Here is a 12,650-nt window from a genome sequence, read left to right as displayed (position 1 = left end):
GGGAGGAAGGGCAATGACCAAGAAACTTGTGATTGTATTCAACACAGAACTGAACCGCCGATTCACGCTGAACATCAGCAATCCGAAGGAGGATCTGACCGAAGCGTCACTCCTGCTTGAGGCGGAACGCCTCATAGAAACCGGCGTCCTGGCGCCGATGCAGGGGAAACCGGTCTCCGTGCATTCTGCCAAGATCGTCGAACAGAACGTCACCGAGATCATCTAGCGTGGAATGGGTCCCACTTGTCAGCGATGTTGGATTTCCGGCAGTGATCACATTCTTCCTGCTTCACCGCATGGAGCGGAAATTGGACGATCTCATCATATCCATCAGGCAGCTGAGCTGAAACGCCGCCCCCAAATTTACTTGGGGGCGGTTTTTCTTGTATAATCATATATATATGAGGTGGTAGGATGAAGATATTACATACTGGAGACTGGCATATCGGAAAACGCCTGAACGGCGTGGACCTGATAGAGGACCAGCAATTCATACTGGAACAGTTGATTGAATATATGGAAGAGAACCCCGTCGACATGGTGGTTGTGGCCGGCGATGTGTTCGACCGGAGCAACCCGTCACAGGCGGCACTCAAGCTCGTCAATGAATATTTGTACAGAATCAATATAGAAAAGGGCATCCCGGTGCTTGCCATCAGCGGCAACCATGACAGCCGTTCAAGGCTCGACTACGGCAGCTACTGGTTCGAGAAGAGCGCCTATCATATGCGCACATCGCTGTCCGACATCACCACACCGGTAGTTGTGGATGGACATCATTTCTATATGGTGCCGCATCTGGATGTGCTCGAGGCGAAGGTGTTCTTCGATGATGAATCGATCCAGACGCACCATGATGTCTACCGGCGTATTACGGAAGAGGTAGCGGATGTCATGGACCCCGGGGCCTACAATGTCCTCATCGGGCACATGTTCATTTCGGAAGGGAAGGCATCGGACTCCGAGCGCCCCTTGTCCGTCGGACTGTCGGAGGAGGTGGGGGCGGAGCTTTTTGATGCATTCGACCTGGTGCTCCTCGGACACCTCCATCATCCGTTCGCAATCACGCATGAGAAGATATTCTACAGCGGCTCCCTGCTCAAATATTCATTTTCGGAAGTGAAGCAGCCGAAGGGATTCCGTATCGTCGAGACCGGGGATGTGACGAAATGCCGTTTCGAGCCGCTGGAGTGCAGGCGCGATCTTGTGCACTACCAGGGCACTTTCGATGAAGTCATCAATGAGGCGGTGACATTCGAGGACAGCCGGGCCTACTTCAAGTTCGAACTTGCGGGCATGGAGACCGTCAACGACCCGATGGCGAAACTGAAGATGCTGTACCCGAATACACTTGAGCTCAGACCGGTGAGGAAGGAACACGAAGCGGTCCAATCGACGGTGGATGCCCACCGTTCGAGCGATGCGGAAATATTCGAGTCATTCATCGAAACCGTCCATGGAGAGGCGCCGACGGACTATCAGAAACAGATATTCAATACTTATTTCAAAGGTGATGCAGATGAAACCGATTCGGATTAACATGCAGTACTTCGGCCCTTTTGAGAATGAAACGATAGATTTCGACCGTGTCAGGGACAGCATGTTCTTGATCGGCGGCCGCACGGGCTCCGGGAAGACGATGATATTCGACGCGATCACCTATGCCCTCTACGGCACACTGTCGACGAGTGACAGGGCCGAAGGTTCGGTCAGGAGCCAGTTCGCGACGGATGATGACATCAGCAGCATCCGCCTGGAATTCGAGATCAGGGGAAAACGCTACACGATTGAACGAACCCTCTCCTACAGCAAGGCGGGCCGCAAGACACCGGTGCCGCCGAAAGCCGTGCTGTATGACGCATCCGGTGAAGTGCTGGAAGGCAGCATCAATGGGGTGAAGCAGAAGGTGCTCGACATCATTCAGCTGAATGCCGAGCAGTTCCGGCAGATCCTCATTCTGCCTCAAGGAGAGTTCAAAAGGCTGCTGACATCATCAAGTGAACAGAAGCAGGAGATTCTGAGGACCCTGTTCCGGACGGAAAGGTTCGTCCAGTTCGAGAAGCGGCTGAATGTACTGAAGAAGGAGAAACAGGCCGAAAGTGAAACCGTCGAAGCGAAGATTGAGGGACTCTTCAATACGGTAAGCGGGGGCGGGCTCCCTCGGGCACAGGCACTTCTCGAGGCGGACTATCCGACATTCACCAAGAGGGTGGCGGCGATCCGGGACATCCAATCCCTTCTGGAAGCAGAGCAGACCAGGATGGAAGAGGGTCTGAAAGAGAACCGGCAGACTCTCGAGACGAAGCGCGGACAACTCCAGCAGAAGCAGGAGCATAACAGGAAACTCCAGGAGCTTGAGGAAATCGGCACACAGCTCACAGCACTTGAAACCGAGCATTCCGAAATCGCATCTCTCGAAGCCTCCCTTGAGGAATACCGGGCGGTCAAGGAGATGGAGTATGCATTGAAGATGGAGGACCAGGCGCTGCGAAGGAAGACGGAGGCTGAAACGGCACTCTCGGAACTCGAGGCACAGTCCGAACAGGTCGACCGGGAACTGGAACAGCTCCTTTCGGATCAGACGGCACTCGGGGAGAAGGATGCGCTGTACAGGAAGGCGGAGCGCTGGCTCAACTCGACGGAGCGTTTCATGGGTGATGAGGACATCGCGCAACTGGATGAAGCACTCGCCTCCCTCAACAAGAGGAAGCAGGAGATCGAACGGGAAAACGGCAGGCTTTCAAAGGAGTTGGAATCAGTTGAAGAGACGCTGGCTTCAGAATCCTGGGACCGCAGGCGTTCGGACCAGTTGAACGAGGAGAAGTTCCAACTGGACAACGAGATCAGCACCCTCGGTCAGGAGATTGAAGAAGAGCAGGGCAACAGGCGGTATGATGAAGAGAAGGCCAGATTGTCCGGCGAGATCAAAGCGATTGACGGGAAACGTGAAAGCATCGAGTCTGCACGGGAAGAAAAGAAGAAGCGTGTAAAAAGCAGGTTCTCTGCAGCCGACGGTGTACATATCGAACATCTGGTCCGGCATCTTGAAGTGGGCAGCCCATGCCCGGTCTGCCAGCAGAAAGTCGAGGTGCTGCCTGCGGAAAATGAATATCTGTCCGAGGCGGAAGAGGCGGAACTCAAAAAGTTCGAAGCGGATCTCGAAGCGTTGCTCGAGGAGAAGGACACCAAAGAAAGGCGCATCACGGTGATAGAGGAACTGCTCTCAGGAAAGGCGCGCAGGGAGGTTGCCGCACTTGAAGCCTCCCTGCAGGAGAAGCGGGAGCGCCGTACCCGGCTGGATGAAGAGATCGAGGCGGACAGGAAGAAGTTTGAACGTAAGCAGCAGCTCGACCAGCGTCAGAATGAACTGAACCGGATACTCGCCGACAATAGGCTGGAAGAGAACAATATCCGGCATTCCCTCTCCCGCGCAGAAAACCGCGCAGAAGAATTCAGGACACAGTCCGGGTATGAAAGGTACGAAGATTTCACCGCTTCCTTCAAGAAATGCAGGCAGGCACTGGAGGACTATCAGCGCCGCGTCATGGAAAATGAAAAGCAGCAGCAAAACTGCAGGGAACAGAAGTCCCGGCTGGAGGAGAAGCTGGCCTACCAGAAGGAGCAGGTCAGGACGCTGACTGACGAGATTGAAAAAGCGGCGCCACAGATCGACAGCTTCACGGAAAAGACCGGAAGGGACAGGGCGTATATGCTCTCTGTGCTGGAAAGGACGGATGCCGCCTCGATGGAGGCAGCGATCAAATCATTCCACAGCAGGAAGGAAGTATTGGCGAGCCGCAGGACAGCGCTGCTCGAGACGGTGGAAAACCGTGAATTCCAGGATACCGGGGCAGTCGAGGACGAAATCCGTCAGCTTGAGGAAAAGGGTGAATCATTGACCAATGCGCGTGCCCGGGTATTCGCGAACATCGAGCACAACAAGGAGACTTCGGATAAAATGGAAGCCCTGATTGAACAGCACAACGAAGAGCTGGAATCACTCCATGCGCTTGTCGCACTCGTCGACGCAGTCTCAGGGAGGAACGAGCAGAAGGTATCGCTCGAACGCTATGTCCTCACATATTATCTCGACCGCATCCTCCACATTGCGAATGTCCGGCTGCTCGAAATGACGAACCACCGGTATGAGCTCAGGCGCAGTACTTCGAAAAGCAGCCGCAAGACGGGCCTTGATATTGAAGTGTTCGACTTCTACAACAACCGTCCGCGCCACATCACTTCGCTTTCCGGAGGAGAGTCCTTCCAGGCGGCGCTCACACTGGCCCTTGCACTGAACGAAGCCCTGCAGCAGGAATCCGGCGGCATCAGCCTTGAGACGATGCTGATCGATGAGGGGTTCGGCACACTCGACCCCGAAACACTCGATATGGCGGTGAATACACTGATGGAGCTGCAGACGCACGGCAAGATGGTCGGCATCATCTCCCATGTTGAAGAATTGAAGGAACGCATGGACAATATACTCGAAGTCACTGCAGTAAATGAACGGAGCACTACGAAGTTCAAATAAAAACAGGTGGGTCACCAGAAGGAAGTAGTGAGAATATGCAGATCAAAAGCTTTACCCGGCCAAGCCAGAAGACGGTGCTGATTGCGACATTGATGATGGGTTCGTTCCTTGTGCTCCTCAACCAGATGCTGTTGGTCACGGCGGTGCCGCCGATCATGGCGGCCTTCGACATTCCGTTCAGTACGGCACAGTGGCTGACGACCGGCTTCTTCCTCGTCAACGGCATCATGATTCCGGTATCGGCATTCCTGATCAATAAGTTCACATCAAGAACCCTGTACTTGACGGGCATGATGATATTCATTGCAGGCACCATCCTTGCAGCGTTCGCTCCCGTATATTCGGTGCTGCTCGCCGGCAGGATACTGCAGGGGGTTGCAGCCGGCATCATGATGCCGCTTACGCAGGTCATCCTGCTGACGCAGTTCCCGCTTGAACAGCGGGGCAAGGCGATGGGATACTTCGGGCTCGTCATCGGGCTGGCACCGGCAATCGGTCCGCCGCTTGCCGGATACATCGTCGGCATCTGGCCATGGCGGTCGCTGTTTTTCATCGTGCTGCCGCTCGTGCTCGCCAATCTGCTGCTCGCGTACCTGTCGATGAAGAACGTCACCCACCAGACCAACCCCAAGGTCGATATCCCTTCCATCATACTGTCCACGCTCGGATTCGGCGGGCTGCTGTACGGGTTCTCCGTCGCAGGGGTCAGGGGATGGATGGATCCGCTCGTATTACTCTCGGTCATCAGCGGACTGGCGCTTGTAATGGTGTTCACGAAACGCCAGCTCAAGCTGCCGCAGCCGATATTGGAAATGACCGTCTTCAAGAACCGCTATTTCCTGATGAGCTCACTGATCGGCGTCATCGTCTTCACATCCATGGTCAGTGCAAACAACATACTGCCCGTACTCATGCAGGACATGCTCGGCTACACCCCGTTCGAATCGGGACTGGCCCTGCTGCCCGGGGCTCTCCTCATGGGGGCGACGATGCCCGTTGCGGGAATCCTCTTCGACAAGTTCGGCATCCGGATTTTGACCTTCATTGGGCTCGGCCTGATACTTGCAACGTCCATAATGCTGTCCTTCCTGACCGTCGAGACGACATTCACCTATCTTGCGATTGTCTATACATTCCGTCTGCTCGGCACGGGACTCACCATGATGCCTTTGACGACTTTCGCAATGAATGCCCTGCATGATTCGAAGATTCCGCATGGCACCGCCATGAACAATACGATGCGGCAGATCGGCGGCTCCCTCTTTACAGCTGTGATGGTCACGGTGATGACGGGGGTCGCATTGAACCTGTCCGCTGGAACACCATCACTGGCCGATGAAGTCGCCGGGGTGAATATATCATTCGTCTTCTCGGCCGTCATGGCTGCCGCAGGTCTTCTGATGACATTCCTCCTAAAGGAGCAGTAGGGGAACGGCTAGAGGAGTGTTGAAGGGAGTTTCCAGTACTGGAGACTCCCTTTTATGGTGTCTGTAGGGAATATGCCATACTATTTTCACAAATTGCCCTTTTTTACAGGTTGTTGTGACTGCTTTATTTGATATAGTTGTAATTAACCAGAAATCGGAGGGTTATTGATGCGGAAGTCTATTTTTATTGTATTTATTTTAACGCTTGTCCTGTCAGCCTGCAGCGCCTCCGGTGTCGAGACGATGTCACGCTACGGCAATACGGTCGATGACTTCGAAGTGACCAATCAGGATGGGGAGACAGTCACAAGGGAAGATATGGAAGGCAAGGTGTGGCTGCTCGACTTCATCTTCACCAACTGTGCCACGGTCTGCCCGCCGATGACGGTGAATATGACGGAAGTGGTCACAGAACTCGAGGCCCGGGGCGTCGAGGATTATGGTGTCCTCAGCTTCTCCGTCGATCCCGAAACGGATTCGCCTGAAGTGCTGACCGACTATATCGAATACTACAATGTTCCTGAAGGTGTGGATTGGCAGCTGGTGACAGGCTATGATTATGATTTCATCAGGGGATTCGCTGAAAGCAACTTCAAGACCATCGTGGCACCGCCGCCTGAAGGCAGCAACCAGGTGACACATGGCATCAGTTTCTACCTGATCGACCAGCAGGGCAAGATCATCAAGGACTACCCGGGTGTAGATACCGGCGATACGGAATTTCCGCTTGAGGAGATCGTCTCCGATGTGGAGACGCTCGCAGAGGAAGGCCCCCAATAGAAGCAGAACCGCAAGGTTCTGTTTTTTTGTTCCATGAACAGGGGAATATGATAGTATGAAGTGACAATGCATGTAAAAGAGGGCTGAATCATGAGTAACAGATACAGGAAAGCACAGATTGCGACAATGATCGGCATTGCGGTGAACCTGCTCCTCGCAGTATTGAAGGCGGTGGGGGGTATACTCGGGAACAGCCGCGCACTCGTTGCCGACGCCGCCCATTCGGCTTCGGATGTGGTGAGTTCCATCGCTGTGCTCGTCGGCATCCGGGCCGCACAGAAACCGCCTGACAGCGAGCATCCATACGGACATGGCAAATCCGAAAATGTGGCCACCCTGATTGTGGCCATACTACTTGTAGTGGTGGGGTTCGAAATCATCTACAATGCGATCGTCTCATTGATCACAGGCACTGCAGAGAACTATACGACGATGATTGCGCTGTATGTCATCATATTTTCCATCGTGGTCAAAGAAGTGCTTTTCCAATATAAATACAGGCTTGGGACAAGGATAAAAAGCCCGGCGCTCATCGCTGATGCCTGGCATCACCGGTCGGATGCGATATCCTCCGTCGTCGCCCTCATCGGCATCGGGCTGTCCATCATCGGCACCGCCTACGGCATACCGTACCTCGGATACCTTGACCCCATTGCCAGTGCCATCATTGCACTGATCATCATGTATATGGGGTTCCAACTCGCGAAAGAAGCCGTCAGCATGACGCTTGAAGTCGTATTGAATGAGGATGAAACCGAGGAAATGCGGGAGACGGTGGTGAACATCGATAAGGTCAGGCAAATCGACCGCCTGATTGCGCGCTCGCACGGCTCCTACGTCATCATCGACATCAAGATCAGCGTCGATGCGGACATTACCGTGGAAGAGGGGCATCATGTCGCAAGGGTCGTCAAGCAGACATTGCTGAAAAACCATGAAGAAGTGATGGATGTGAATGTTCACGTCAATCCATATTGAAGAACAGGAGATGTAGAATATGACAGCGAGAAAAGTAATACTGGACTGTGATCCGGGACATGATGATGCGATATCCATCATCATCGCCGCTTCGAGAAGGAGCAGCCTCGACATCCTCGGCATCACTACGGTCGCCGGAAACGTGGAAGTGGAGAAGAATACGGTCAATGCATTGAAGGTCAAGGATCTGCTTGGCCTCGATGTACCCGTGGTGCAGGGTGCCTCCCGCCCGCTTGTGAAGGATAGCGAGATTGCGACGGAAATCCACGGGGAGTCCGGTATGGACGGCCCTGTGCTGCCGGAACCGGTGAGCAGGAAGACAGATGGCCATGCGGTGGATTTCATCATCGACCAGGTGAAGCAGTCTGAAGAAAAGGTGACCCTGGTGCCGACCGGCCCGCTCACGAACATCGCCATGGCCCTCGTCAAAGCGCCTGAGATAAAACGCAACATAGAAGAGATCGTACTGATGGGCGGGGGCACCTTCGGCAACTGGACACCTGCCGCGGAATTCAACATATATGTGGACGCCGAAGCTGCCAAAGTGGTCTATGAGAGCGGTATGCCGATTGTGATGTTCGGTCTGGATGCCACCCATGAGGTCATTGCGACGGACGACGTCCAGAAGCAGATCGCAAAGGTCGACAACAAAGTGGCGGACTTCGTCTCCGAGCTGCTCGTATTCTTCGGCGATATGTATCAGGAGCACTTCGGCATGGCCGGCGGACCGATTCATGATGCATGCACGACGATGTATCTGCTGAAGCCGGAGCTGTTCGGCTTCAAGCATGTGCATGTGGCGATCGAGACGAAAGGTGAATTCACATACGGTGCGACTGCAGTCGATCTGCTCGGTGTCACTGGACGTATTCCGAATACACGATTTGCCCATGAAGTGGACCAGGAAGCATTCTGGAACCTGTTTGAAGAGATCCTTGAATCGTATGGCGGGGTGGAATCACATGAAAACACCTAGGATTACAGTCATCGGCAGCATCAATATGGACCTCGTGACTGTTGCCGAAAACATGCCCGAGCAGGGTGAAACAATCTCAGGCGACAGCTTCAAAACCCTGCCCGGCGGCAAAGGGGCAAACCAGGCCGTCGCCGCTGCCAGACTCGGGGCAGAAGTACATATGATCGGCAAGGTCGGGGATGATCCGTTCAGTGCCACCCTCATTGATAATTTCGAAGCCCAGGGTGTGAATACGGACGGCATAGAAACGGAGGCAGGCATCTCCTCCGGACTCGCCAACATCATCGTCTCAAACCATGACAACCGGATCATCATCATTGCCGGCGCCAACGGTGAAGTCACCCCGGATTATGTGGACGGGTTCAAAAATCAGATCGAAGCAAGTGACTATGTCCTCATCCAGTTCGAAATTCCGAAACGGACCATTGAACACATCCTCGATCTCTGCGGGACGCTCGGCGTACCCGTCATCATCAATCCTGCGCCTGCCATGCAGCTGGATGATATACATTGGGAAAAGGCCGCATATATCACACCAAATGATAATGAAGCGGAGAAGCTGTTTGCATATGATACAGACGGCCTGCCGAAATTCCATGACAGGCTGATCATCACAAACGGCGCCAAAGGCGCTTCCTTCTTCAGTGAGGACAGGATGATCACAGTGCCGACGGAGAAGGTTGAAGTTACGGACACTACAGGCGCCGGAGATACATTCAATGGCGCACTTGCCGTGGCGCTGGCGGAGGGTAGGCTGCTTGAAGAAGCGGTCGCTTTCGCCAATAAAGCCGCCTCCCTCTCCGTGCAGAAGCTCGGTGCCCAGAGCGGCATGCCGAAGCAGGAAGAGATGGAGTAGTGAATGGCCGCCTGAAGGCGCCGCATCCCCCAAAGTTGAACCAAATCAGCTTTGGGGCTTCTTTTATGGAGATGAATCATTTATTCTAGGGAAAACCGGCTGCAGTATATAACTGCCTATTTCCGGTTGCATCATAATCTTTGACTCTAAATGGATTTGACGCCGAAATGAAAAATAAAAACAATTTCTATATTAAATAATTGAGAGGGTGGATGAAATGAGTATAGAGCAACTTTTATTTGAAGAAGCAAAAGAGTTGATAGAAAATAGATATCCAAAAGGTTGGGGCGGAGCCGCGGCTATGTACACAAAATCAGGGAAAATTTATACGTCCGTAGCTCCAGAAGTCATTAATGCTTCTACAGAACTTTGCATTGAAACAGGTTCGATACTGGAGGCACATAAAGAGGCAGAAGTTATCACACACTCCTTATGTCTGGTCAGAGATGATGAAAGTAGTGCATTTAAAATACTGACAGCATGTGGTACATGTCAGGAACGTCTACTTTATTGGGGCAGAGGGGTTAAGGTTGCGGTGACAAGCAACTACCATGACAACATTGAATTTAAAACTTTGGAAGCACTTCAACCCTATCATTGGACTCATGCATACGACGACATAGAATTTGAAGAATGATATCCAATGTTTCAATACCTTTTTGAATGTTCAATTGCGGCCTGTTTCTTGGCCAATGATAAGCGGGCGTTTAATCATCAGAAATATGATATAAGAAGAGGTGCCGCATGAATGTGAATCATGAAGAAAAATCCCGGAAGGTCTGGATTGTCGTGCTGCTTGGTCTGCTGACTGCGATTGGTCCATTGTCGATGGATATGTATCTGCCGGCACTGCCGATTGTGGCCTCGGATCTTGATACGACCGCATCGCTCGCCCAGCTCAGTCTGACGGCCTGTCTGATCGGCCTTGCTGCCGGCCAGCTCATATTCGGTCCGCTCAGCGACATCATGGGGCGGAAGCGGCCGCTCCTATATACACTTGCCATATATGCGGTGGTTTCTGCACTATGCGCCTTCATCGCCAACATATGGGTGTTCGTGCTGCTCCGCTTCATCCAAGGGTTTACAGGCGCAGCGGGCATCGTCATTGCACGGGCAGCGGCCCGGGACATGTATGTGGGCAAGGAGCTGACGAAGGCATTTGCCCTGCTCGCGCTGGTCAATGGGGCGGCACCGATACTTGCTCCGATTTCAGGCGGCTTGATCCTCAACTTCGGTTCATGGCCTGTCATCTTCCTGGTCATCGCAGCCATCGGCGTGCTCCTGCTCCTGTCGGTTTCATTCATGTTCGGGGAGACGCTCGATGAATCGAACCGTTCCGAAGGCAATGTGTTTGCGGTCATCAAAACTTTCGGGGATCTCTTCAGGGATAAGGTGTTCATGGGCATCGCCTTCACCCAGGCGCTGATCATGACCGCCATGTTCGCCTACATAGCGGGCTCTCCTTTTGTCCTGCAGAACATCTATGGCGTCTCACCCCAGCAGTTCTCGCTCATTTTCGCGATGAATGGGCTTGGGATCATCGTCGCAGCCCAGGCGACCGGCAGGCTGTCTTCATTCATGCACGAAGTGCGCATACTGCTGATGGGGGTGCTGATGTCCGTCACCGGCAGTGTAGTGCTAGTGATGGTGGTCTTGCTTGAGCTCTCCCTATTGCCGATGCTCATCGCCCTGATTCTCGTCGTATCGAGTGTCGGGCTGGTGACGACGACCGCGTTCTCGCTTGGTATGCAGAACCAGAAGAAATCCGCCGGAAGCGCGTCGGCGTTCCTTGGTCTGCTGCCGTTCATCGGCGGTGCGGTTGTCTCCCCAATCGTCGGCATGGCAGGGGACGAGGCCGCGTGGCCCCTGGGGCTCGTCGCCATCCTCTGCAGCATGGCTGCACTGATCATATACTTCGGTTTTGTGAAGCAGCAGCCGGCTATAGACTGAGTCAGCATGCAATACGACAAAGATACCCTTGGCGGATGTCCCCGCCAAGGGTATCTTTTGTGTTCGTAATATAGTTTGGACGATTACTATCTATTTCTTCCCATTGAATGTCGCAGGGTCGGATCCATTGCGCTCATTCCTGTTCAGCAGATTGATCCGGTTGACCTGCGCGTCACTGAGGGAGAAGTCGAATACATCTATATTCTCCTCAATCCTTTCAGGTGTAACGGACTTCGGTATGGTGACGAGTCCATTTTCGATATTCCATCTGATGACGACCTGTGCCGGGGATTTTCCTGTTTCAGAAGCAATCTCATTGATGGTCTCATCATTGAGCACCTTGGCGTTCATCAGGGGCGACCAGGACTCCATGATGATCTTGCGGGACTCGAGGAACAGCTTCAGGTCATTCTGTACAAGGTAGGGGTGGTATTCGACCTGGTTGATGACCGGTTTGACGTCGGTACGCTGCAGCAGCCTTTCCAGGTGCTGGATCGTGAAGTTGCTGACGCCGATGTTCTCAACCCGTTCGTTGTTGTACAGGTGTTCCATCTCCTGCCAAGTCTGGATCATGAGCTCTTCATCAGTGCCCGGCCAGTGGACGAGATACAGGTCGAGGTAGTCGAGGTCCAGGTTTTCGAGTGACGTACCGTAGGCCTTCTCGACATTTCCACGGCCGAAGTCATCAAACCAAAGCTTGGAAGTTATGAAAAGGTCAGAACGGTCGATTCCTGCTTCCTTCATGCCTTCCTTTATACCTTCGCCGACACTCTTTTCATTCTTGTAGATCATTGCCGTATCGATGCTGCGGTAGCCGCTCACAATCGCATGTTTGACTGCATTTTTACATTCCTCGCCATCTTCGACCCTGAATACACCCAGGCCTATCTGTGGCATCGTGTTTCCATTATGGAATTCAACATTTCTCATCTCTTCATCTCTCCTGTTCATGAAATTGAATTGTCATGGCATGCGCAGCCTTTCGTGGATCTGCTGATTAACGCCATTTGGTTGGACATATAGAATATCTACCCATAATCTTTATTCACTAAAGAAAACAAACTTGAATTTTTAATTGGACTTTAACAATCAATGCAAGCTTTAATACCGTACGGGGTATTTGACATATTGCAGAGATTATTTTATTATACC

General features: G+C 52.9%; 12 protein-coding genes. 11 read left to right on the top strand and 1 reads right to left on the bottom strand.

What is annotated here, in order from left to right:
* The first annotated feature begins 13 nt into the window (after positions 1-13).
* The 11 genes from LLU09_RS03075 (at position 14) to LLU09_RS03025 (ending at position 11,498) form a co-directional block, all read left to right on the top strand.
* Positions 14-226 carry a DUF2922 domain-containing protein gene (locus LLU09_RS03075; protein ID WP_040105564.1) on the top strand — a complete coding sequence of 71 codons (213 nt, stop codon included), beginning with the start codon at positions 14-16 and terminating at the stop codon, positions 224-226.
* A 1-nt stretch (position 227) separates the two neighbouring features.
* Positions 228-347 carry a YvrJ family protein gene (locus tag LLU09_RS03070; protein ID WP_084185049.1) on the top strand — a complete coding sequence of 40 codons (120 nt, stop codon included), beginning with the start codon at positions 228-230 and terminating at the stop codon, positions 345-347.
* Positions 348-414: 67 nt separating this feature from the next.
* On the top strand, positions 415-1,539 hold the full coding sequence (locus LLU09_RS03065; protein WP_228310414.1) for an exonuclease SbcCD subunit D: 1,125 nt from the start codon (positions 415-417) through the stop codon (positions 1,537-1,539).
* Positions 1,520-4,531 (top strand): AAA family ATPase, encoded by a 3,012-nt coding sequence (locus tag LLU09_RS03060; protein WP_228310413.1) that lies wholly within the window; start codon positions 1,520-1,522, stop codon positions 4,529-4,531. The genes LLU09_RS03065 and LLU09_RS03060 overlap by 20 nt, the downstream gene beginning before the upstream one ends.
* A gap of 35 nt (positions 4,532-4,566) precedes the next feature.
* Positions 4,567-5,958 carry a DHA2 family efflux MFS transporter permease subunit gene (locus LLU09_RS03055; RefSeq protein ID WP_228310412.1) on the top strand — a complete coding sequence of 464 codons (1,392 nt, stop codon included), beginning with the start codon at positions 4,567-4,569 and terminating at the stop codon, positions 5,956-5,958.
* Between the two features lie 168 nt (positions 5,959-6,126).
* Positions 6,127-6,738 carry an SCO family protein gene (locus LLU09_RS03050; RefSeq protein ID WP_228310411.1) on the top strand — a complete coding sequence of 204 codons (612 nt, stop codon included), beginning with the start codon at positions 6,127-6,129 and terminating at the stop codon, positions 6,736-6,738.
* 90 nt (positions 6,739-6,828) lie between these two features.
* Positions 6,829-7,716, top strand: a complete 888-nt coding sequence (locus tag LLU09_RS03045) for a cation diffusion facilitator family transporter (protein WP_228310410.1) — start codon at positions 6,829-6,831, stop codon at positions 7,714-7,716.
* Positions 7,717-7,735: 19 nt separating this feature from the next.
* Positions 7,736-8,692 (top strand): nucleoside hydrolase, encoded by a 957-nt coding sequence (locus LLU09_RS03040; RefSeq protein ID WP_228310409.1) that lies wholly within the window; start codon positions 7,736-7,738, stop codon positions 8,690-8,692.
* A complete protein-coding gene (gene rbsK / locus LLU09_RS03035) occupies positions 8,679-9,548 on the top strand; it encodes a ribokinase (RefSeq protein WP_228310408.1) in 870 nt (289 codons plus the stop codon). The genes LLU09_RS03040 and rbsK overlap by 14 nt, the downstream gene beginning before the upstream one ends.
* Before the next feature lie 217 nt (positions 9,549-9,765).
* Positions 9,766-10,185, top strand: a complete 420-nt coding sequence (locus LLU09_RS03030) for a cytidine deaminase (protein ID WP_031548776.1) — start codon at positions 9,766-9,768, stop codon at positions 10,183-10,185.
* A gap of 107 nt (positions 10,186-10,292) precedes the next feature.
* Positions 10,293-11,498 carry a multidrug effflux MFS transporter gene (locus tag LLU09_RS03025; protein ID WP_228310407.1) on the top strand — a complete coding sequence of 402 codons (1,206 nt, stop codon included), beginning with the start codon at positions 10,293-10,295 and terminating at the stop codon, positions 11,496-11,498.
* 90 nt (positions 11,499-11,588) lie between these two features.
* Here the strand turns inward: LLU09_RS03025 and LLU09_RS03020 are convergent, their stop codons facing one another.
* Positions 11,589-12,428: an aldo/keto reductase gene (locus LLU09_RS03020; RefSeq protein ID WP_228310406.1), complete on the bottom strand. Its 840-nt coding sequence runs from the start codon at positions 12,426-12,428 to the stop codon at positions 11,589-11,591.
* Positions 12,429-12,650 lie beyond the last annotated feature (222 nt).

Source organism: Salinicoccus sp. RF5, assembly GCF_020786625.1.
Classification (GTDB): domain Bacteria; phylum Bacillota; class Bacilli; order Staphylococcales; family Salinicoccaceae; genus Salinicoccus.
The sequence above is the reverse complement of the archived record's forward strand: the minus strand, read 5'-3'. Positions and strand labels throughout refer to the sequence as shown.

Bases quoted from the DNA above. Each gene is read 5' to 3' on its own strand.
- LLU09_RS03025 (WP_228310407.1), top strand. From the start codon at position 10,293: ATGAATGTGAATCATGAAGAAAAATCCCGGAAGGTCTGGATTGTCGTG.
- LLU09_RS03065 (WP_228310414.1), top strand. From the start codon at position 415: ATGAAGATATTACATACTGGAGACTGGCATATCGGAAAACGCCTGAAC.
- LLU09_RS03050 (WP_228310411.1), top strand. From the start codon at position 6,127: ATGCGGAAGTCTATTTTTATTGTATTTATTTTAACGCTTGTCCTGTCA.
- rbsK (WP_228310408.1), top strand. From the start codon at position 8,679: ATGAAAACACCTAGGATTACAGTCATCGGCAGCATCAATATGGACCTC.
- LLU09_RS03075 (WP_040105564.1), top strand. From the start codon at position 14: ATGACCAAGAAACTTGTGATTGTATTCAACACAGAACTGAACCGCCGA.
- LLU09_RS03060 (WP_228310413.1), top strand. From the start codon at position 1,520: ATGAAACCGATTCGGATTAACATGCAGTACTTCGGCCCTTTTGAGAAT.
- LLU09_RS03040 (WP_228310409.1), top strand. From the start codon at position 7,736: ATGACAGCGAGAAAAGTAATACTGGACTGTGATCCGGGACATGATGAT.
- LLU09_RS03055 (WP_228310412.1), top strand. From the start codon at position 4,567: ATGCAGATCAAAAGCTTTACCCGGCCAAGCCAGAAGACGGTGCTGATT.
- LLU09_RS03045 (WP_228310410.1), top strand. From the start codon at position 6,829: ATGAGTAACAGATACAGGAAAGCACAGATTGCGACAATGATCGGCATT.
- LLU09_RS03030 (WP_031548776.1), top strand. From the start codon at position 9,766: ATGAGTATAGAGCAACTTTTATTTGAAGAAGCAAAAGAGTTGATAGAA.
- LLU09_RS03020 (WP_228310406.1), bottom strand. From the start codon at position 12,428: ATGAGAAATGTTGAATTCCATAATGGAAACACGATGCCACAGATAGGC.